The organism is Alteribacillus bidgolensis, from assembly GCF_002886255.1.
GTDB classification, from domain to species: domain Bacteria; phylum Bacillota; class Bacilli; order Bacillales; family Marinococcaceae; genus Alteribacillus; species Alteribacillus bidgolensis.
The window spans coordinates 846,798-866,913 of the sequence record NZ_KZ614149.1 but is presented as its reverse complement, the minus strand read 5'-3'; the positions used below and the strand labels follow the sequence as shown (position 1 = coordinate 866,913).

General features: G+C 37.5%; 21 protein-coding genes. 7 read left to right on the top strand and 14 right to left on the bottom strand.

From position 1 onward, the window contains the following. Nucleotides 1–10: 10 nt before the first annotated feature. The 7 genes from spoVAE to shc all read right to left on the bottom strand — a co-directional run bounded on the left by spoVAE (nucleotide 11) and on the right by shc (nucleotide 5,844). On the bottom strand, nucleotides 11–361 hold the full coding sequence (gene spoVAE / locus CEF16_RS04505; RefSeq protein WP_091580211.1) for a stage V sporulation protein AE: 351 nt from the start codon (nucleotides 359–361) through the stop codon (nucleotides 11–13). Then, on the bottom strand, nucleotides 358–1,377 hold the full coding sequence (gene spoVAD / locus CEF16_RS04500) for a stage V sporulation protein AD (protein WP_091580209.1): 1,020 nt from the start codon (nucleotides 1,375–1,377) through the stop codon (nucleotides 358–360). Before spoVAD ends, spoVAE begins: the two co-directional genes overlap by 4 nt. Then, nucleotides 1,377–1,856 (bottom strand): stage V sporulation protein AC, encoded by a 480-nt coding sequence (gene spoVAC / locus CEF16_RS04495; RefSeq protein ID WP_091580206.1) that lies wholly within the window; start codon nucleotides 1,854–1,856, stop codon nucleotides 1,377–1,379. The genes spoVAD and spoVAC overlap by 1 nt, the downstream gene beginning before the upstream one ends. An 18-nt stretch (nucleotides 1,857–1,874) precedes the next feature. Next, a complete protein-coding gene (locus tag CEF16_RS04490) occupies nucleotides 1,875–2,327 on the bottom strand; it encodes a YhcN/YlaJ family sporulation lipoprotein (RefSeq protein WP_091580203.1) in 453 nt (150 codons plus the stop codon). Nucleotides 2,328–2,417: 90 nt separating this feature from the next. Beyond that, a complete protein-coding gene (locus CEF16_RS04485) occupies nucleotides 2,418–2,621 on the bottom strand; it encodes a DUF1657 domain-containing protein (RefSeq protein ID WP_091580201.1) in 204 nt (67 codons plus the stop codon). Nucleotides 2,622–2,972: 351 nt separating this feature from the next. Beyond that, nucleotides 2,973–3,767 carry a hypothetical protein gene (locus CEF16_RS04480; protein ID WP_139185884.1) on the bottom strand — a complete coding sequence of 265 codons (795 nt, stop codon included), beginning with the start codon at nucleotides 3,765–3,767 and terminating at the stop codon, nucleotides 2,973–2,975. 190 nt (nucleotides 3,768–3,957) lie between these two features. Next, nucleotides 3,958–5,844, bottom strand: coding sequence for a squalene--hopene cyclase (gene shc / locus CEF16_RS04475; protein ID WP_091580195.1), 1,887 nt, complete (start codon nucleotides 5,842–5,844; stop codon nucleotides 3,958–3,960). A 91-nt stretch (nucleotides 5,845–5,935) separates the two neighbouring features. Here shc and CEF16_RS04470 point away from each other — a divergent pair, with 91 nt between their 5' ends. Both CEF16_RS04470 and CEF16_RS04465 read left to right on the top strand, forming a co-directional pair. Then, the gene (locus CEF16_RS04470) at nucleotides 5,936–7,105 is read left to right on the top strand and encodes a DUF2515 family protein (RefSeq protein ID WP_091580193.1); all 1,170 of its coding nucleotides are present in this window, start codon (nucleotides 5,936–5,938) and stop codon (nucleotides 7,103–7,105) included. Further along, on the top strand, nucleotides 7,023–7,484 hold the full coding sequence (locus CEF16_RS04465) for a CBO0543 family protein (RefSeq protein ID WP_091580190.1): 462 nt from the start codon (nucleotides 7,023–7,025) through the stop codon (nucleotides 7,482–7,484). The genes CEF16_RS04470 and CEF16_RS04465 overlap by 83 nt, the downstream gene beginning before the upstream one ends. A 93-nt stretch (nucleotides 7,485–7,577) precedes the next feature. Here CEF16_RS04465 and CEF16_RS04460 read toward each other — a convergent pair whose 3' ends face one another. Beyond that, complete coding sequence (locus CEF16_RS04460) at nucleotides 7,578–7,817, bottom strand: TetR-like C-terminal domain-containing protein (RefSeq protein WP_483860542.1); 240 nt, start codon at nucleotides 7,815–7,817, stop codon at nucleotides 7,578–7,580. Then, on the bottom strand, nucleotides 7,811–8,248 hold the full coding sequence (locus CEF16_RS04455; protein ID WP_170031583.1) for a TetR/AcrR family transcriptional regulator: 438 nt from the start codon (nucleotides 8,246–8,248) through the stop codon (nucleotides 7,811–7,813). Before CEF16_RS04455 ends, CEF16_RS04460 begins: the two co-directional genes overlap by 7 nt. A gap of 374 nt (nucleotides 8,249–8,622) precedes the next feature. Between CEF16_RS04455 and CEF16_RS04450 the strand changes: the two genes are divergently transcribed. After that, nucleotides 8,623–11,244 (top strand): phosphoenolpyruvate synthase, encoded by a 2,622-nt coding sequence (locus CEF16_RS04450; protein WP_091580182.1) that lies wholly within the window; start codon nucleotides 8,623–8,625, stop codon nucleotides 11,242–11,244. Between the two features lie 133 nt (nucleotides 11,245–11,377). Here the strand turns inward: CEF16_RS04450 and CEF16_RS04445 are convergent, their stop codons facing one another. Beyond that, nucleotides 11,378–11,974, bottom strand: coding sequence for a polysaccharide deacetylase family protein (locus CEF16_RS04445; RefSeq protein WP_170031580.1), 597 nt, complete (start codon nucleotides 11,972–11,974; stop codon nucleotides 11,378–11,380). A 307-nt stretch (nucleotides 11,975–12,281) separates the two neighbouring features. On the opposite strand from CEF16_RS04445, the gene CEF16_RS04440 reads away from it, so the two are divergent. From CEF16_RS04440 to CEF16_RS04430, 3 genes are all read left to right on the top strand, one after another. Beyond that, nucleotides 12,282–12,464: a hypothetical protein gene (locus tag CEF16_RS04440; RefSeq protein ID WP_091580177.1), complete on the top strand. Its 183-nt coding sequence runs from the start codon at nucleotides 12,282–12,284 to the stop codon at nucleotides 12,462–12,464. A gap of 9 nt (nucleotides 12,465–12,473) precedes the next feature. Continuing rightward, nucleotides 12,474–12,953: a hypothetical protein gene (locus CEF16_RS04435; RefSeq protein ID WP_091580174.1), complete on the top strand. Its 480-nt coding sequence runs from the start codon at nucleotides 12,474–12,476 to the stop codon at nucleotides 12,951–12,953. Nucleotides 12,954–13,035: 82 nt separating this feature from the next. Further along, nucleotides 13,036–14,049 carry a DUF3231 family protein gene (locus CEF16_RS04430; protein WP_091580172.1) on the top strand — a complete coding sequence of 338 codons (1,014 nt, stop codon included), beginning with the start codon at nucleotides 13,036–13,038 and terminating at the stop codon, nucleotides 14,047–14,049. A 30-nt stretch (nucleotides 14,050–14,079) separates the two neighbouring features. Here the strand turns inward: CEF16_RS04430 and CEF16_RS04425 are convergent, their stop codons facing one another. The 3 genes from CEF16_RS04425 to CEF16_RS04415 are packed head-to-tail and all read right to left on the bottom strand — an operon-like array spanning nucleotide 14,080 to nucleotide 18,043. Next, on the bottom strand, nucleotides 14,080–15,183 hold the full coding sequence (locus CEF16_RS04425; protein ID WP_091580169.1) for a GerAB/ArcD/ProY family transporter: 1,104 nt from the start codon (nucleotides 15,181–15,183) through the stop codon (nucleotides 14,080–14,082). Between the two features lie 15 nt (nucleotides 15,184–15,198). Further along, on the bottom strand, nucleotides 15,199–16,416 hold the full coding sequence (locus CEF16_RS04420; protein ID WP_245917761.1) for a Ger(x)C family spore germination protein: 1,218 nt from the start codon (nucleotides 16,414–16,416) through the stop codon (nucleotides 15,199–15,201). Nucleotides 16,417–16,459: 43 nt separating this feature from the next. Then, nucleotides 16,460–18,043, bottom strand: a complete 1,584-nt coding sequence (locus CEF16_RS04415) for a spore germination protein (RefSeq protein ID WP_091580164.1) — start codon at nucleotides 18,041–18,043, stop codon at nucleotides 16,460–16,462. 124 nt (nucleotides 18,044–18,167) lie between these two features. Between CEF16_RS04415 and CEF16_RS04410 the strand changes: the two genes are divergently transcribed. Continuing rightward, nucleotides 18,168–18,410 carry a YczF family membrane protein gene (locus tag CEF16_RS04410; protein WP_091580161.1) on the top strand — a complete coding sequence of 81 codons (243 nt, stop codon included), beginning with the start codon at nucleotides 18,168–18,170 and terminating at the stop codon, nucleotides 18,408–18,410. Nucleotides 18,411–19,044: 634 nt separating this feature from the next. Here CEF16_RS04410 and uvsE read toward each other — a convergent pair. Then, the gene (gene uvsE / locus CEF16_RS04405; protein ID WP_091580159.1) at nucleotides 19,045–20,010 is read right to left on the bottom strand and encodes a UV DNA damage repair endonuclease UvsE; all 966 of its coding nucleotides are present in this window, start codon (nucleotides 20,008–20,010) and stop codon (nucleotides 19,045–19,047) included. Between the last annotated feature and the right edge of the window lie 106 nt (nucleotides 20,011–20,116).

Here is a 20,116-nt window from a genome sequence, read left to right as displayed (position 1 = left end):
ACCTTCCTCCTTATCCTTTTGGTTTAAAAATTAATGCTCCTATCATGCCAAAGATAATAGCGGCGGAAATACCAGAACTTGTTACTTCGAACATTCCAGTAACAACGCCTACTAATCCGTGTTGTTCTGCTTCTGCCATCGCCCCATGGACAAGAGCATTACCAAAGCTTGAGATAGGTATCGAAGCTCCAGCACCCGCAAACGCAATAAGAGGTTCGTATAAACCAAATCCATCGAGAATCGCGCCGAGAACAACGAAGGTGCTTAAAGTATGGGCCGGTGTTAATTTGAATACATCGAACATAATTTGGCCTATTACACAAATTAATCCACCAACTACAAAAGCCCAAAAAAATATCATTTCTTTAAATCACCTCCATGTTCAATGGAAACGGCATGGGCAATGCATGGAATAGTTTCGTTTTGCTGGACTGTTAAAGGAGATAATAAAGCTCCTGTCGCTACTACTAACATTCTTTTTAAATCCCCTTTCTTCATACGATTTAACAAATGACCATAAACAACGGCTGCCGAACAAGCTGCTCCGCTCGCTCCTGATAAAACAGGCTGTCCTTCTCGGTAAATCATAAGTCCACAGTCCTGATAATTTTCCTCCTGTATAGGCACCCCATGTTTTTTAAGCAGATCAAAAGATACTTCTCTCCCTATGTGTCCAAGATCCCCTGTCACAATCAAATCATAATAAGAAGGATTAATATTCCGTTCCTTTAAATGGGTTTCAATTGTATCTACAGCAGCAGGAGCCATTGCTCCACCCATATTGTAGGGATCAGTCATCCCCATATTTACAACTCGACCAATCGTAGTAGATGTAATAGAGGGACCCTCTCCTTTATCACTTACTAATCCAACTCCGGCTCCTGTAACGGTCCACTGGGCGGTGGGCGGCTTTTGATCCCCATATTCCGTTGGATATCTAAATTGTTTTTCTACTGCTGTATTGTGACTGGAAGCTCCAGTTAAAATATAATTAGCCCCTCCTGTGTTCACAATATAGGCTGCAAGAGCCAGTCCTTCCATCGATGTGGAGCAAGCACCAAACAATCCGAAATACGGGGCACCAAGGGTTTCAGCGGCAAAACTTGTAGGTGTTATTTGGTTTATCAGATCGCCTGCTAAAAAAAATTGAATTTGCTCCTTTTGAAGACCTGCTTTTTTTATTGCTCGTTCACACGCTTCTTCTAATAAAACCTTATGTGCTTTTTCATAGGAATCTTCTTTTAACCATAAATCAGAATGGAGGAAATCAAAGTCTTCTGCCAACATTCCCTTTGCTTCAAAAGGTCCGCCTATCGTTCCAGTAGAAGTGATTTTAGGCTTTTGATCAAAAATCCACGTGCGATGTCCGCTTAACATTAAAATCCACCCCACTGTATAAGAATCGTTTTGATCGTTGCTACGACAAAAGCGGCAAACGTTCCAAATAAGATGACGGAACCAGCTAATTTAAACATATTAGGACCTACACCTAACACAAACCCTTCTGATCGATGTTCAATGGCAGCGGAGATAACCGCGTTTCCAAATCCGGTAACTGGGACCGCGGAACCAGCTCCTCCAAATTGAGAAATACGATCATAAAAACCAAATCCTGTAAGCAGTAAAGCAATAAAAATCATCGTTGCCACTGTTGGATTATCTGCTGTTTCTTCTGTGAAGTTAAAAAAATAAATGTATAGAGTTTGCACCCCCTGGCCAATTAAACAAATGACACCTCCAGTTAAAAACGCTTTAATACAGTTTCCCATCAGAGGTCTTTTTGTTTCTCGCTCATTTTCAAATGTTTGATATTCCTGTTGAACAGGAGTTAAATTCTTCTTTTTATTGTTGGCCATGGTTTGACCTCCAGTCCACTATGTTTTTTCTTTCATAAGATCTTTAATCCTCTTAATGTCTTCCTTTAATTCTTTCACTTTTATCTCATCTTTCTGCAATTTATCCTCAAGTGCTCCCAGCTCCCAAATAATTTTTTGATCGATAGATACATCTACTGTTTTATTTGGATATTTTTTCTCAAGATCTGATTTAACTTCTTCCTCAATGCTTTTGATTTGGAAACGTTCAAACTGTCCAACTTTTATAGCAAGCAAAAGCTCATTCTCAGTATTTACAGCTTTGACATCTGTTATTTCATCCTTTTCAATGACAAATTCCTTCACCTGGTTAGAAAGAGATTGATCTTTAGGTTTTGTTGTGTTTATCTTTGTCGGCTCTCCATTATCACTAAGTTGATCTTGGTTTTCGGTGCATCCTGAGCCAAAGCTTAGTACAAGTATAATTAAAAGCAAAAAGTTTAGGGTTTTCATGTACAACACTCTTTTCGTTTTATCATCTTCTTATCATTTAGGATTAAAAGGAAAGAAAGGTTGAGTTTTCCAACCTTTCTTTCCTCTACATTACTGTTTATACTGAGGTTCTTCTTGTTCAATTTGTTGAACACGCGGAGAAACGGTATCCACCAGTTGTTGAGTTTGTTGGGCAGCATTTTGGAACATTTGTTTCGCTTGTTCATTTTCCGTTGCCAAAGCAAACGATTCTAAGCTGGCTTGAGCACTCTTCAAATTAGCTACAGTTGTTTTTAAATCACTTGCTACTGTCATATAAATCCTCCTAGCTGTATTTTTATTACAGCTATTAGAATGACTCAAAATAGTATTAAATATGTAATATCAATTAATACCCAAAATGTGGTAATAAAAGTTGTTTTTTGTTGTTGGTACTACCTTAAACGACGATAGTCAGTAACTTTTAACAATCATTATCGATACTCTTCTCTCATATATAGAAGTGGATTCCCAATTAAACATAACAAAGCCGGTTCTATAAAAGGACAGAACCGACTTTTTTGATTTGGTTTTTAATATGTTTTTTAGAGCTTAACTTTTATTTCAATGTAAACTCTAGTTTTCACACTGACTTCTAACATTTCTACCTGTTTTTTCAAAACTAAGTTATTTTAGGTCAAAAAATTCCTTAGAATAAATCTCCCAACGATTTGTTAAGCCATCCCGGATAAGGGTAAGAGTAACTGATTTTCTCTTCTTCCCCTGTCTCGGGTCATGATATTGAAGTTCGACAGGTAATTCCAATGCTATGACAGGCAGTTGATCTATCTTTTTATAAGGTGAGTCTTTTGCAGCCACCCCAATCTGATTGAAGCGCTCTAAAATAGTTGCTGCATGTTCCCTATAAGGTTGAGCTAGAGTGATCTGTAACAAATACAGATCACTTTGGTTAATCGCTGTAAGAAAAAGATCGGCTACTTCATATGGATCCATCTGATCACGGTATTCTTCTAGTTTTCCTGCCGCTTTTAAAACCATCAGTTGATGAGTTGGATCTGTGTTTTTCGTGCGGTGGGTCATACTTCCTGCAAAGTGAATACAAAAATGGCCTGGAAACCCATTTGATAATGCCCCTCCTCCGTGAGGCATTCCATGCATAGAAGCGGCAATAAAACGATCATCAATGTTTACAAGAATGGCCCTTCTTTTCCAGCTCCACTTATCTTCATAAATTTCTTTCATGATTTGAGTATCGTTTCTTGTTAAAGGCTGTACATCAGCGTGTTGATTACCGGCACGCTTTTGTACTTGAAAACTTATCCCGGTTTCTAGATCAATGACCTGAAATTTTGCTTTACGAGGCAACAGTGGTCGAACGTCTTTCCACGAAAGCATTTCACCATAATAATGCTCCCGTATGATATAGGCAAATGGAGAGTGAGGAAGCATTGATGGTTGCATCTTATCTACCTCTTGTGATTCAAAAGCATGCACCGCCAGGGGGCTGTTCAAAACAAAAATTGAGAGTACTATGGATATTACAATATTTTTTTGTTTTTTCAACCCCATCACTTCCAAGATTTTTGTTTTCCCTATTTTGTACTGCCCCTTTTATTTTATACCAACCTCTAATTACAAAATCCTTAAAAAATTATTTAAATAGTTCCGGATTAAACTTTTTCTGATAATGACTCAGTGCGATTAAAGGGAAAAGATGTTCGTAACTATGGTAATGAATATAAAATCCTCCGGGGAGACCCTGCCCTTTTGGATACGTTGTTGTCCAATTATTTTTCTCAGATGTCTCTAACAAAAAATGAATCCCCTGCTTTATGCCGGGTGTCTCTTCCTTTTCTGCTGCGAGAAGTGCATCCAGCGCCCATGCGGTGTGAGTGCGAGTGCTTTCCTGTAATGGAACATATCTTTTCTCTGCGTCACTTTTACACGACTCTCCCCAACCGCCGTCTTTATTTTGAATATTGTATAGCCATTTGACCGCTTTTTGAATAGACGGATGGTCTTTACGTACATTTACAGCTATTAATCCTGTGATAGCTGCCCATGTTCCATATATATAACAAATGCCCCATCTGCCGTACCATGACCCATCCTTTTTCTGATCTTGAAAGAGCCAATCCACACCCTTTTTTACAAAAGGATAGTAATGATCTGCATGGGTGAAATTCCCTAAGAACTCCAATGTTCTCCCTGTTAAATCCGCAGTCGAAGGGTCTAGTATCATTTTCCCTCCCCCTTCAACCGGAAGCCATTGAAGAATAGACTTATTCACATTTTTCTCAAACGCAGGCCATCCTCCGTCATTATTTTGCATGGATAAAAGCCAATGAACAGCTCGATCCCACGTTTGATAATAAATGGGTTCGTTTATAATAAGGGATTGCAAAGATCTTAAAGAAGCAGTTGTATCATCTATATCAGGATTGATGGTATTTATGTCAGAAAACCCCCACCCTCCAGGTAACACGTTTTGATTATGAACAGCCCAGTCACCATATAAAAAATGCTGCCTCGACAGTAAGTACTGGTTGGCCTTTTGAATCGTTTCCGATGAAGAAGAAATTTCTGCTTCTTGTAACCCATAGCTTATTAAAGCTGTATTCCAAACATTTGCGGTTGTGAACTGTATATGAGTGTAATTATTTATACTGGTCTGATACGATTTCAGTCCTTGAACAGCTTTCTTGATAACAGGATGCTGCTTCGCATAGCCCCTTGCCATTAAAGCAAAAATCATTAGAAAGGTAGAACTAAAATAACTATAAAATGTTCCATCTGCTTCTATTCGCTGCAGCATATACTGCTCAGCGCGTTCTAAAGCTAACTGATGAAGCTCGTTCGGATACCCTATCAGCCTATTTATTCCTTGTTGAATAGGAGAAAGAAAGGACCGTAAATCATGTAATTCTCTTTCCCATCCATCAACATTTCTATTTAAAAATAAATTGGATAGATCCGGAGTCCGTGCTGTCTTTATACTAAATGTATAATCAGCAGCTATTAATATCGGAAGTAGATTCACTCTTGCATACACAGAAAAGTCAAAAAAGTTGACTGGAAAAGAAGTAGGCAAAAGCAGCAATTCCACTGGCATCGGAAAATAACTCGGCCATTTATACTGACCCGTTAATGCTAACATAACTTTGGTGAACATATTGATTTCATTTAAACCACCGTTTTTTAAAATAAACTTTTTTGCACCGCGCATCCCCGGATCGCTTTTTGTTAGATAACCTGAGTACAGTAAAGCATAATATGCTTCAACGGTTGCCGATATATTCCCTTTTTCCTCATCATAAAATAACTTCCATGATCCATTTTTTTCTTGCTTATTTAGAATTCTACGTACCAGCTCGTAAATAAAATCTTCATCATTTATTTCTAACGTGCGTAATAAGATGATCATATAACAATCGGTTGAAATACCTGTTTCAAATGGGTAGGACCAAGAGCCGTCTAGATTTTGCTCGCTTATCAAAATGTTTACCAGCCGATTTACTTCCGCTTCTAATTGATTCATTAATCGCTAACCCTCTCTTATTAAAAACACTTTTTACATCCTTATTCCTTTCTACACAAGGATATTCCAGGACGGGAAGGAAGGGTAATTGATGAAGATCAGCTGGTCAAACAATAAGAAAATAACGAAACAATCTTATATTAAAATAAAAGAAGAATTACAGAAGAAAAACAAAAATAAACCAAGCTCTTTTCCAGAACACAATCTAACCTACGGTGAAAGAAAACTATTAAAAGATATTAAAAAAACTACGCAGAAATGGAATATAAATAATGTTACTCGTACGCAGGCCTATTTTGACTTTTTTCTTCAGTACCCTGAAATCCATTGGGCTTTATTAGGTCATATGGTATCCCGAAACGGGGGCTGGTATATGACAGATTTAAAAGGGGATCTTCTCACAAGACTTCTATCTGAAAAAGAACAGGAAAATTTCTTTTTATTTTTAGAACGAGGAAACTGGTTAATATTTCAAGATGTATATCCGCAGTTTTTACTATATAGGCATAGTAAAAACGTCAATAAAAATCTTTTTTATTTGCTCCCATATTTGGATGTTTCTATATTTATGGAAACGATATGGAATTATTTTTGGCAGTATGGCGACTGCTCTCTTTTAGCAATTGCTACGGTGATTAACGAACAAAGTTATTTAGAAAAAAGAGTGATAAAGCACCCTCATTTCAAGAAAACTGTATTAAACACCATAGGATTTAAGCTGTATGATTTTTTGCGTTTTAATCATATCATTTTTCCCTTTTATAAAAATACAACGACAGATAAACCAGAATTAATAGGAGATACACTATACCAGTTTTCTTCTCTTCATGAGCGGATATTGTTAGGCAAACGGTTGTATTCTCTGCTTTTTCAGCAAACACCTACTATCCTAAAAAGTGTTTTACTTTGGGCTAATCGTCATCCTCATACCGGTTCACGAAAAGATTATTGGGATCATCTCTTTCATCACGTAAACGAAATGCTTCCAGGTCATCATTACCGGCGAAGAACTAAAGAATGCCAGCTATTAAAAGGGGCACCTCGTATTTACAGCCCTCCATTGCAATTTGCCTGGAAAAATATTGATCATCCTGAAGCGGAAAAGGGCGATTGGTTTGATGATTGGAGAATAATTAATTATTTAGTGGAAGACGAAAAATTCGCTGGCGGGGATATTAATGATAATTATTGTAAAACCATCGAAAAAATCGAAACAACTATTATTGCAAAAAAAGCAATCTTTCTTAAACGGGAGGAATGATATTTATAGCTATATCACAACAGCCCTGTTTGCTTCCCTGGTTGGGACTTATTTAGATTTACTTTTTGTAGGAATAAAATTCTATCATTTTCCAGTCAGACTCTTTCCTGAAATATTTACGATTAATATTGGATTTACTTTATTACTCCTGCCTTTATTCACTGTTTTCTTTTTATTTGCAGCAAGCCGAGTTTCTTCCCCTGTTCGCTGGGTGATTATCGTTCATATCAGTATGGTTATATGTATTATTGAACAATTGTCCGAACAATTAGGGTGGTTTATACATGACGCTGATTGGAATCATGCTTATTCTTTTTTCGGCTATATGCTGTTTTTATTTATCGTTTGGAAACTTTTCGTCTTTTTCCAGTCATTTTAAATGTCTTTAAACATATTCAAACCCCTCTTTTTCATTTTTGAATAAGATTAAACTTTTTCCGATACCAACATCCTTTCTCTTTCTTTTGTTTCATTAGCCGAAACGAGCATTTTTCGCTGATTTGTCCTCTTCAGTATTCTTTCTACTTTTTTTACCCTGTAGCTCTTGTTCTTCTATGCTTATCGCACCGAGCGGTCCCCGACTGGCAATACGAGTGATAATTGCAGCAACCTCCTCTGGAGAACGCTGCAAGTCGGTCTCTATCCAATGTTGAATAATACCTAGCTGAGCAGAAATAACAAACGTAATCAAATAATCACGAGGTACTAGCATTTGTTCTTCGTCAATCTGTAAGGCAGAAAGCTTATTGGACACTTGTTCTTGCATAAACTGTTCCATTTAACAACAAAGGAGGGGTCCCCTTTTGGGCCAAAAAGTACGTGAAGAAAATCAGCTTGGTTTTTTATGAATTCAAGTATGGAAATTAATTCCGAATAAGGTTGATCTTGAGCATTATTGAATTCTAAAATATTGACTTCCTTCATCTTATCCTGCAATGTCTGGAAAAACTCATCCTGAGATTGCTCCATATAGTCATCTATATCCTGAAAATGTAAATAGAAAGTTCCTCTATTAAGATCTGCTCGGCTGGTCAATTCACTGACTGTCACCCCTTTTACTCCTTTTTCTTCCATTAACTCCAATAAGGCTGCCCGCAGCATTTTTTTCGTCCTCGCTTTTCTGCGATCCATTTTCTCAGCCATAAAAACTCCTCTATTTCGTTCTTCATTCATGTGATTTTTTATAAAAACACAACATTTTTACATAAAACGTTGAGTAATAAACGGTGAGCTTATTATTGAATATTGTAATGTTCTTCTCCATCATTATAATAATCAATAAGATCATTAATCAACAATATGTCCATTAAATGATGAAGGGGTTTTAATAATGATTTTCTGTCTTGGGGCTAACAAATATTATGTTTTTTGGGAACGGAGAAGAAATGGGATTTATCTTTACTGTTCTATGGAGCATGCTGTTTTTGCGGTTTTATCACCGTTTCCGATTCCGAGGGTATTCAAAACGATCAGAACGTCTAATAGGAAAACGAGGTTGAAAGAAGGAGAGATACCCTATGACATCTCGTGTTTTATTTTTTAATCAAGTGAATCGTTCCAGCCTTCCATATGTTGGTGGAAAGGGTGCAAATTTAGGAGAGCTGAGCCACGCTGGTTTTCCTGTACCCGACGGCTTTTGCATATCTACTGCAGCTTATAAAGATTTTATTGCCACAAGTAATAAGATCAATGAGTATCTAGAGTCCTTGAACAAACTGGACCGACACGATTCAGAACAATTAAGAGAGACAGGTAAACGTATCCGCAGCCATTTGCATCAACTAAACATCCCCGGCCATTTGAAAGATGAAATAGTTGCTGCATGGAAATCTGCAGGAATGGATAACTCTTATGCAATTCGTTCTAGCGCTACAGCTGAAGATTTGCCGAATGCGTCTTTCGCCGGACAGCAAGACACTTACCTCAACATTCGCGGGGAGGATGAACTGCTCAAGCATATCCGTAAATGCTGGGCTTCCTTGTTTACAGACCGTGCCATCGCTTATCGGACGAAAAATGGATTTGATCATTATCACGTCTATTTGTCCGTGGTTGTACAAAAAATGGTGAGTCCAGAAATTTCAGGTATTATGTTCACTGCCGATCCATCGAGTGGAAATCGCAGGGTAGTCTCCATTGATGCCAGCTTTGGACTAGGAGAAGCAATTGTTTCCGGCCTAGTATCAGCGGATTTGTATAAAGTAAAAGAAGATAAAATCATCCATAAAAATATATCCGTTAAGAAAAAAGCTGTCTTTGCTTTGCCTGAAGGCGGAACAATCAGCAAAGATTTGCCCCAAGACCAGCAGAAACAACAAACGTTGTCAGATGAGTACATTCAAATGGCAGCCAAGATCGGAAAACAAATTGAAAAACACTTTGGTGCTCCTCAAGATATTGAATTCTGTGTAGAAATGGGGAAATTTTATGTGGTGCAAAGCAGGCCGATCACAACGCTTTATCCTCTGCCGGATATTCCACAAGAATCAATGCGTATCCTCTATTCTTTCGGTCACTTCCAAATGATGACCGATGCGGTGAAACCGCTGGGACTATCTGTGTTAAAAACCATCATGCCGATACCAGCGCAATATACCTGGGAAGCAGGCGGGCGATTATATGTGGATGTTTCAGAAATCCTTCGTCATCGAATAGGACGGCGTGTCTTTCCCGCTTTTTTTAAAAATATGGATGAAGCAGCAAGCAGAGCTATTCAAGAAGTGATGGAGCGACCTGAATTTTTAAAAGTAACTTCCAAGCGAGTTTCTTTAAAATCATTATGTAAAACTTTTTGTCCTCTTTTATACAAGATAGGGCAAAATCTTTTTAAGCGTGACCCTGCATTAGCAATATATAATGTTGAAGCGTTTATAAAGAGAATGACGACAGATACGCGGAAGTCGCTGCAGAATGTTAGCGGTGCTCGTCGCTTAGAGACGGTACAAACTCAATTAAACGGTTTTTTCAAAGCTGTGTTTCCGAATATCTTTCATTACGCAGCATCATTTGTCATCTCATCCATATTGTTAGAGAAAATGTTTATTCGCTGGCTTGGGAATGACAAGGAACTTCGTTTTATAAATAAATCCCTGCCTGGCAATGTCACTAGTGAAATGGGACTTAAAATTGGTGATTTAGCTGATACAGTTCGCGGCTTTCCTGAAGTAAAAGAATATTTAAAGAAAGTCGATGATGAAACGTTTTATGAAGAGCTGAAAAATGTACACGGCGGAAAATGGTTTCAAAAGACCTTTGAGAAATTTATCACTACCTACGGTTCAAGATGTGCGGGCGAAATAGACATAACTAGACCACGCTGGCGTGAAGCTCCTACCCAGCTGGTTCCGGCAATTCTCGGTCATATGCGAAGTGTCAAACCAGGCGTCCATCGCCGGAAATTTATTCATGGTGATAAAGAAGCGAAAGAAGCTGAACAACGAATCTTATATTACCTAAAAGGTAATCGAATAAAAGCCAAGCTTGTTAAACGTTTCATTAAGGTATATCGGAATTACGGAGGTCTGCGAGAACATCATAAATATTTATTAACCTTAATACTCGATGAATGCAAAAAGGCTATTATAGCTGAAGCGAAAGAATACGTGCAAAATGGTACTCTTTCTCAACCGGAAGATGTGTATTTCCTTACTCTTGACGAATTCATTCAACTCACAAAGGGTCAGCTGAGTGAAGATGTGTCCCAATTGATCGTCGAACGTAAAGCAACATATGAATGGCATAAAACATTGAAGCCTCCGAGGGTTTTGACAAATGAAGGAGAAAGCGTAATAGTTCCTAAAACAGGACATTTCCCAGCCGGATCCCTTATAGGCAGCCCCGTGTCTTCCGGTATTATCGAGGGCAAAGCTAGAATCGTACTAAAACCAGAAGAAGCTGAACTTCATGAAGGAGAAATTCTGGTGGCTCCGCATACCGATCCCGGCTGGACACCATTATTCCAGTCGGCCAAAGGATTGATAACAGAAGTAGGCGGTTTGATGACCCACGGATCCGTCGTAGCCCGTGAGTACGGCATACCTGCAGTGGTTGGAATTGATGAAGCAACCCTAAAAATCCAAACGGGACAATTGATTAGACTCGATGGAGATCAAGGTTATGTAGAGATCTTGAAAGATTAGAAAAACTCGGCTTGCCGCCGAGTCCTATGGTGGAAGTCGTAGTTTTGCTTGTACTTTGATCCATTAACATAGTTTAAACTTTCCTAAAGAATACCAGCCCTCTTCCCACTAGGGGCTGGGCAAATGAAACTTACTACAATAAAGCAAACTCAAACCCTTTTTCCCTTATTTGATCGATGAGATCTGGAAGTACCTTTAAGGTTTGTTTCAATTCATGAAGAAGAATGATCGATCCTTCCTGAATGTGTTCTACAACATTCGTAACAATCACTTCAGGAGAAGACTTGTTTTCCCAATCATAAGAAGAAATTTCCCACATTACAGGTGTTAAACATAACTCTCTAAGAATTTCCATTGTTTCCTCGTTATATTGCCCAAATGGCGGTCTGAACCATTGAACATCTAACCCTGTCATTTCTTGTATTTTTTCCACACTTGTTTTTATTTGCTTATATTGCTCGCTTTTCGTTAAAGTCGTCAGGTTTTTATGATTATGAGCATGGGAACCGATTTTATGGCCTTCTTGTACTACTCTTTGCCACGGTCTTTGTGGATAAAGTAATCTTGAATTCCAAAAAAAAACTGCTTGAACCTGTTTTTCTTTTAAAACATCTAAAATCGCTTCCAGTTTACGGCTCGGTCCGTCATCAAATGTGAGGATTACTTTATTATCCTTTTGTCTTAATTGTTCGATATTTTTTATCCATCTTTCATCTTTGAAATCGTACACGATCTCTTTTTTTATTACTCACGGATGAGGCATAGAATATAACCCCTCTAACATGTGAATTTATTTAAAATTAGGTTTTAGTACTGGTATTATCGAATCATTCGAAAATCCAGATTTCATTATATCAAAAGATAAACGTTCATCAACCAGAAGCTTGTGTTATATGCGTTTTGATTATCACTATTGTATTCGTACATTTCAATTAAGTACTACGTTTATATATTCTTATTAATACACTGTATAAACCCATTTTGTTTTCGACAAACTATACTCGATGTGCGCTATTTATTGAGGAGGAAGACAGTGTATGGAACAAGCTAAAAATTTAATAAAATCAGGATTCAGAGACCTTTCCAAATGGGCTTACTTACAACTTATCAGGCTGCTAGAGAAACAACTTCCCTGCACCTGGGATCGCGTGGATATAAAAACAACACGCGGATATATGCAGTCCTTTATAGCAGCAAACGTAAATTTGAATGTTAGGTAATATATAGACATGATAAAGAAGTTAAATCATACAAGTAGTAAAAAATTAGAAATGCTGCTATGGAGTATTGCCCTGCCTGGTTTTGGACATTTACTAAACGGAAAATATACAAAAGGCATCGTTTTAATTTTTTTAGAGTTTCTTGTTAATGTTATGGGGAATTTTAATCATGTGATTGTATTGAGTTTTCATGGAAATATTCAAGAAGCAATTGATCAGACAAACTATCAGTGGCTTATGTTTTATCCTTGTCTCTATTTCTTTGCCATATGGGATGCATATAAAGATGCAGGAGGAGGCGAAAAACCATTTTCCTACTTGCCACTCGCTTTTTCGGCCTATTTTGTAACAATTGGCTTAATTTTTTCCCCTTCATTTACAATTTTTGGAATGCTGATAGGCCCAATTTGGCTGCCTATTCTCTCTTTGCCCATTGGATTAGTAGTGGGGAGTGTGATCAGATGGATACTGGTTAAGAGACTTACTTAAACATTTCGATTACAAACATGTTTATTATCCTTATGTTGAGAAAAACTAATTTTCCCCCGTCAATTTTAGGAGGTAATACTTAATGATTGATGAAAAGAACCGCTTAACGTCGGCAGAAATTGGTTGTCTTTGGACAACGTACATGTATGATAGTATGGCAAAATGTATTCTTGGGTTTATGCTTAAACATTTAGAAGATAAAGATATAATACCTGCTGTTCAATTTGGCTATGATATATCAACCGGACATTTAGACTATTTATTAAACCTATTTGACAAAGAAGATTATGCTGCCCCTCACGGATTTACCGAGGAAGATGTTTACATGAATGCTCCCTGGCTGTATTCCGATGCGTTCTGTTTAACATATTTGAACCACATGTCTAAAGTTGGAATGATGACGTACAGTGGTTTTGTAAGCATGAGCAAAAGAAAAGATATAAGAAACTTTTTCACGAAGTCGCTTATCGACACTTCCACTCTTTATAATCAAACGACAGAAATTGCAGAATCAAAAGAGCTGCATGCTACCCACCCTTATATTGAATTACCGAAAGAAACGGATTATGTGGAGAGCAAAAAATATTACAGCGGTTTAAATCCTTTTACAAGAAAACGGCCATTAAATGCTATTGAAATTTCTCATTTATACATGAACATATTAACAAATTCGATAGGTGTAAAACTAAGTCTTAGTTTTGCACAAACTTCACACTCCAAAGAAATTCAAGATTATATGCTGCGCGGAAAAGAGATATCCAATAAACATATTCAAATTTTTTCTGATATTTTGCTTGAAAACGACATTGCGACCCCGCGGATGCCCGACTTGAGCGTAAGCGATTCAACGACGAAAACATTTTCTGACAAATTAATCATGTTTCATATGGCGCTTTTAACCTCAGCTGGGACAGGGAATTACGGTACAGCAGCAGCAGCCAGTCAGCGAAATGATTTAGCACTAAACTATGAACGTTTATCTCTTGAAATTGCGAAATACGCAAAAAGCGGAGCCGATATTATGATTAAACACAACTGGTTCGAACAACCCCCGGGGACAAAAGACAGAGAAAAACTGGCTAGAAAAAAAGAATAACCCCAAGTATTAAAACATGGAGCGTTTTCTTTACATAGAGCGCTCTTTATTTTTATTTTTAAAAAATGCAATGATTAACAATAGGATAGGTATAATAACTTGCAGCGGCAAATGCATGTACAACGAGACCAACGTGAGTCCTTCTTGAATATGTTCAGTGTAGCTGCTTGCAATGGATAACGATAAAATCAGTACAACAATCCCTAATGGATAGGCTAGCTTTGATGCTTTTTTTACATGAAATAAATTGGACACTCCTGTCACGGCAGCATAAAAATAGATGGTTATTTTAATAAATCCACCAACAATTAAAGCAATCATAAAAAAAACGTCTAAGCGTTCCAAAAATTCTGCTACTTGGATTGCTTGTATCGTATTAAGCAGCGGAAACTGAGAGCGTGAGGTAAGATCAACACCGAGTACAGCAATATTAATAGCCATCGTAATTACCAGATTTACCCCGCTTAAAACAATAGCAGCAATCCCCGCTTTTTTCAGTTTTTTTGGTCTGTTTATATAAGGAAATATCATAATAAAAGCAACTACTTCGCCGAAAGGAATATACCATGTCTCCTTAAGAAATGTCTTTACCACCGGCATTACTCCACTTTCAAGCACTGGCTTTAAATTTTTAATATCTATTAACCCTGATACGATGACCAAAATAAATCCAGCGACTGCTAAAAAATACTGCACAACAAAAAGCAGTTCACCTGTACGGGCTATAACCTCAATACCTTTATGTACTGTGTAAACTATCGTAAGCAGCAACAGAGCATTTACTATAAATAATGGCGTTTCTTCGTATGCAAACGTTAAGAGCATTTCTCCAAAATCGCGAAGTACTCTTGCGGAAATATACAAAAAATAAATTATATAAATACAAGCAAGTATTTTCCCGAAAATTTTTCCAAGCAAAATTTGCATATACTCGGTTGGCAGAATATCAGGATAATATTTATACAACCGCAGATAAATATAAAACAAGAACACCCCTCCCGCCATTCCTGTTAGAATGGCAAGCCAGGCATCCTGTTTAGCATCTGTTCCAAGAGGAATTAAAAGCGCGCTGCCTAGTTCAAACAGAAAAATGAGAACAAACAGCTGCATTGCATTTATTTTAGCATTCTCCACACTTTCCCCCCCTTATCAATTTTCCATATTTGAAAGAAGCGGTTCATTTCTTAATCCCGTTCTTCTCACAAATGCATCGACCGTAATATCTACCTCCACTTCAGGAAAATAGGAATCTTCCCACTCCCCTTTTATGCTTTTCCATGCTTTTGGATCTGCGCGATGAACAGCTTCACCGAAGCCCAGAAAATCTGTTTTCAGTTCTTGGGCTTTTTGAATTGATGACATTATATTTTGTTTTATTTTTTCACCTAATACCTCTTGAAATTGACTCAATACTTGGGGATTACTAAGATCAACTGGCACGGCCACTTCCCCTATTCCCCCTTCAGCTGAAACTTTTACCGAAATTTTAGGCTTATTTTTATCTGTAACTTCCGCCTTAACGTCTGTTTTTTGGCGGACTGCATGGTAAACGATGGCATCCGTTTCCCCTTTCCAATCAATGGATACAGCAGTAGCTTTAATTTTATCTAATAACCACATTGTCCCTTTTGACACATCTCCTGAAATCTTATCAACCATCTTTCCATCTTTGAAAACTGCCATTCCAGCTGCTTGAAGGCGTGCTTCCGGTTCAGTTGCTTGGATATTTTCTAAACTCTTCCCTTGCTTTTCATCTCCTTCCATACTAAAGCAAGTAATGATTGGGGCTTGACCAGGTGTTGCCATTTTTGATAATACATCTCTTGTATCCACATTCAAATGTTGACCCCAAATTTGTTCGGTCGACTCTAATGTTTTAATAACTTTATTGGAAGGGATTTTATCAATCGTAGTCAAGGTACTAATAATATCTTCTACTTTCGTATTATTCGTGGCAATTACCGCTTTCGTAGTCGTTCGGAATTCAGGGTCCCGCTCTAACGAATCAAAAATTTTTGCAATACCTTCTTCGCGGGCAAGTTTTTCACCAATAACAAGTAAATTCGTATGAGCATAATATGGCCTGCGTGATACTTGGCTCGATACCCTTCTATTGATTTCTGTCAAGTTTCCACCTAAAGCTGTATATGTCGTGATCGGAGCGCTCTCTGAACCAGTTCCCTGTGTACCCTCTCCCCCCGCAACATTTCCCGGATTTATCACTTGTATCGTACCGACATATTGACCATTTTCGGCCTTATCAATTCCTAATGCAGAAACTAAAGCCAAGTCCGGAAGTTCTCTATTACTCCAGCATCCCGAAAGAATTATCATATTTATGAGTAATAGTAAAATAAACGATCCCATCTTCATGTTGTCACCTTACCTATTCGATCTTAATATAAAAAGATCATTTCATCGTTCGACTGGATGGAGGTTTTGGTTTTTGATTTTCTCCTTGCCGGATTGAATTTTTATCTACCGTCAATCTTGGTCGTTCTTTTCCTCCCCACCATGGCAACCGAACTATCGTATCATCTGCTCCTGAAGGTATAAATGGAGCCATTGGCGCCATATAAGGAACCCCAAAAGAACGAAGGCTGCACAAATGGACCAACAAAATAATAAACGAAAGAATAATCCCGTAAAAGCCGAAGGCAGCAGCGGCAATCATCATCCCGAATCGAATAAGTCGTGCTGATATCGCAATCGAATAGGAAGGGGTAGCAAAGCTGGCTATGGCAGTAATAGCTACAATAATGACCATCGCCGGAGAAACAATCCCAGCTTGCACAGCCGCTTGACCAATAACGAGAGCACCAACAATAGATATTGTTTGTCCAACTGCTTTTGGCATTCTTACGCCTGCTTCCCTCAATATTTCAAATGTTAATTCCATAAGAATAGCTTCAATAACGGCTGGAAAAGGGACCGCTTCACGTTGAGCAGCAAGAACAATCAACAGCTGGGTCGGAATCATTTCTTGATGAAATGTAGTAGCCGCGACATACACAGCAGGTGCAAAAAGAGATATTAAAAAGATAAGAATTCTTAACATACGAATACTGGTCGCAATATCAGCGCGGCTGTAATAATCATCTACCGATTGAAAAAATTGAATAAAGACGGCCGGCACAATTAACACAAACGGTGTACCGTCTATAAAAATTGCAACCCTGCCTTCTAAAAGATTGCCTGCAACTGAGTCCGGCCGTTCTGTATGTTGAACGGTTGGAAAAGTGGTTGCAGACTGATCCTCAATCAGCTCTTCAATATAACCAGATTCCAAAATGCTGTCTATATTTATCCTTTTTAATCGTTCACACACTTCCTGTACGACTTTATCTCTTGCCAATCCATCAATATACATAATTTCTACATCAGTATTGGTCATTTTACCAAGCGTAATGGACTTCACCCACAAGTCCTGATTTTTAATACGGCGCCTAACCAACGCAGTATTTGTACGAAGCGATTCTGTAAACCCTTCACGTGGTCCTCGTAAAGAAATTTCGGTTGGCGGTTCTTCAATAGAACGTGACTCGCCGCCCTTGGTATACGTACTTAACCCTTGTGCAATGCCATCTACAAGAATGATTGTATCTCCAGCGAACAAAGATTGAAAAAGCTTATCCCACCCATTGATTCGTTTCACTTCTCCAAGAGAAACGACTTTGGCAGCAATCTTTTCCAATATTTCTTCCTCGGCTTCGACATGATGTAAATCATCGTCATTAATAAGCGAGTGAATGAGAAAATCATCAATCGACCGATTATCCACGATTCCTTCGACATAAATGATAGCTGCCGTTGATTTTTCATCGTTATTAAGCGTCAGCTTTCGTATAACAATGTCTGAGCTATTTCCCGTTTTTTTCGTTATTTCCTCTAAATTATTCGTTAACGAATGATCTAAAGGCTCTTCCTTTTTGCTAGGCTTTGCAGGTATTGACTTTGATCTAGATCTAGAAAGCTTTTTCAGCTTAAATTTCATAATGCACAGTTTCCTTTTGTATGTTTTTGTTAGTTTTTTGCAAGGAAGCCATAATTTATTCTCATACTTTTTAGCCGTATAACAAATCAAATTTGGATAAACATAATAAATGGAGATGATAGAAGTGAAAATAGTGGGAATTTCTCTTTTTATGCTGGGACTGTTAATGAGTTTAGTCATTGGATTGGATCTCATTATGGGGATAGATATAAAAGCTGCTTTAAAAAACGCATTTAATCCATTTCGTGTCATGGAACCAGTAGAATTGTTTGTTTTATCGTTTTTTGTTGTAATGTTTTTTGCTGAAGCATTTGTCATTTGGATAACTAAAAAAAAAAGAACCAATAAACACTATGTTTTTAGGTGAACGTGATTATGGGTGAAGAACGACTTTATAATAAAATATTATTAGAAAAACTCGGCTTCTCGCCGAGTCCTTATGGCGAAAGCCGAAGTTTTACTTATACTGTTTACCAATAAAAATTTTATACTTTACTAACAGTGGAACAAAAAGAACAACTCAATCAGCTCATCCATGAATACTGGACTTCTTATTCTAGTTTTTATACATGGTATTTTTGGTTTAATGTGGCAACTGTTATTGATATTGACAGGAAAAGACTATTTTGAAATCTGTTTTTTGGGATACACCGCACATATGTTATACAAATGTGGGTAACGTATTGTCTTAGAATAACATTCTTATCCACCCCCATACACTTACCCATTTGCTTCCTTTAGGGGTGACGGTAACAGCAGTTTTATTCCCCGTCACATTCATGCTATTGTAACAATATTGTACAAATAGAAATAAAAATTTTTATATTTATGCTGCCGTGGCTTCTCTGCTATTCGCATACGGTTTCGGGGGTTTTTCTTATGCTGTTGAGTTGTTAAAAATGCATAAAGGCATGAATTTTACGAATTTGTTTTTCATTGATATAGCGGTTGTTTTTGTAAGTTTCTGGGTAACAAAGTTATTCTGTAGATTTAAATTGGATTCATTTTAAATAAAAAGTTGAACCGTCAACGATGTCGATATCTTCGCTAGTTTTAATATTATTCATTAATTGAAAAAGTGCTTCATCTTTTCGCTTTGCTTCAATCATGCAGTCAATTTGCGGGACACTTCCTTTGATTTCTTTTAGGAATGTTAAAAACATATCAATATCCACCAAGTCCGCATGATGGCGAAACTCTTTCTCGCTTTTCGGACTGGAAATGTGCATTTTTACAGGCAGCGGGGAATACTGCCATGTTTGGATAATACGGTCCCACTCCTTTTCCCAATGTAATTGTTTATGATTAGCAAGATGATGATGATAGTCAAAAACGAGTGGTATTCCTAATTTTTCACATAAATATAGTGTATCTTCCACCGTGAAAGATGTATCATCATTTTCAAGCATAATCATGGTTTGAAGATGTTTTGGGACTACCATCCAATTGGTTACAAATCGCTCAAGGGACTTCTCTGTTTCCTTATAATTCCCTCCCACATGAATGACGCAGCGGTGAGTCGTGTCTACACTCATTTCTTTTAACAATTGATAATGAAGGCTTAATGTTTCAATCGTTGTTTTTAATACTTCCTTTTTCTTTGAATTAATAAGTACAAAATGATCTGGATGAAAGTCTATTCTCATTTTATGTTTCGCAGCAAAAGAACCTAGTTCTCTGAGCTTTTTTTGTATAGGTGCTATGTAATCCCAATCAGCTAATTCTTCATGGTTTGCCAGTGGAATAAGCCGAGAAGATAAACGATAAAAATGGATATCCGATGCAGCATTATGCTTAAGGAGACGGTGCGTATTTTGTATATTGGAAAGTGCTATTCTTTCTAATTTTCGAATGGCAGCTTCCCTATTTCCGATTTTTTGGAATTGAGCAAATGTCATCGTTTTTGATGGGGAAGCATTTTGTAATTCCATGCTCATCGCCACATAACCAAGACGCACTATTGTCATTTGATTCACCTCATTTATAGTATGGAAAAAATATGGTGCTTAGATACAAATAAAATGATATAAAAAGCATTGTCCATATGAATACATGATCATATAATGATATATG

Bases quoted from the DNA above. Each gene is read 5' to 3' on its own strand.
- spoVAE (WP_091580211.1), bottom strand. From the start codon at position 361: ATGATATTTTTTTGGGCTTTTGTAGTTGGTGGATTAATTTGTGTAATA.
- spoVAD (WP_091580209.1), bottom strand. From the start codon at position 1,377: ATGTTAAGCGGACATCGCACGTGGATTTTTGATCAAAAGCCTAAAATC.
- spoVAC (WP_091580206.1), bottom strand. From the start codon at position 1,856: ATGGCCAACAATAAAAAGAAGAATTTAACTCCTGTTCAACAGGAATAT.
- CEF16_RS04490 (WP_091580203.1), bottom strand. From the start codon at position 2,327: ATGAAAACCCTAAACTTTTTGCTTTTAATTATACTTGTACTAAGCTTT.
- CEF16_RS04485 (WP_091580201.1), bottom strand. From the start codon at position 2,621: ATGACAGTAGCAAGTGATTTAAAAACAACTGTAGCTAATTTGAAGAGT.
- CEF16_RS04480 (WP_139185884.1), bottom strand. From the start codon at position 3,767: ATGCAACCATCAATGCTTCCTCACTCTCCATTTGCCTATATCATACGG.
- shc (WP_091580195.1), bottom strand. From the start codon at position 5,844: ATGAATCAATTAGAAGCGGAAGTAAATCGGCTGGTAAACATTTTGATA.
- CEF16_RS04470 (WP_091580193.1), top strand. From the start codon at position 5,936: ATGAAGATCAGCTGGTCAAACAATAAGAAAATAACGAAACAATCTTAT.
- CEF16_RS04465 (WP_091580190.1), top strand. From the start codon at position 7,023: ATGATAATTATTGTAAAACCATCGAAAAAATCGAAACAACTATTATTG.
- CEF16_RS04460 (WP_483860542.1), bottom strand. From the start codon at position 7,817: ATGCTAGTACCTCGTGATTATTTGATTACGTTTGTTATTTCTGCTCAG.
- CEF16_RS04455 (WP_170031583.1), bottom strand. From the start codon at position 8,248: ATGGCTGAGAAAATGGATCGCAGAAAAGCGAGGACGAAAAAAATGCTG.
- CEF16_RS04450 (WP_091580182.1), top strand. From the start codon at position 8,623: ATGACATCTCGTGTTTTATTTTTTAATCAAGTGAATCGTTCCAGCCTT.
- CEF16_RS04440 (WP_091580177.1), top strand. From the start codon at position 12,282: ATGGAACAAGCTAAAAATTTAATAAAATCAGGATTCAGAGACCTTTCC.
- CEF16_RS04435 (WP_091580174.1), top strand. From the start codon at position 12,474: ATGATAAAGAAGTTAAATCATACAAGTAGTAAAAAATTAGAAATGCTG.
- CEF16_RS04430 (WP_091580172.1), top strand. From the start codon at position 13,036: ATGATTGATGAAAAGAACCGCTTAACGTCGGCAGAAATTGGTTGTCTT.
- CEF16_RS04420 (WP_245917761.1), bottom strand. From the start codon at position 16,416: ATGGGATCGTTTATTTTACTATTACTCATAAATATGATAATTCTTTCG.
- CEF16_RS04415 (WP_091580164.1), bottom strand. From the start codon at position 18,043: ATGAAATTTAAGCTGAAAAAGCTTTCTAGATCTAGATCAAAGTCAATA.
- uvsE (WP_091580159.1), bottom strand. From the start codon at position 20,010: ATGACAATAGTGCGTCTTGGTTATGTGGCGATGAGCATGGAATTACAA.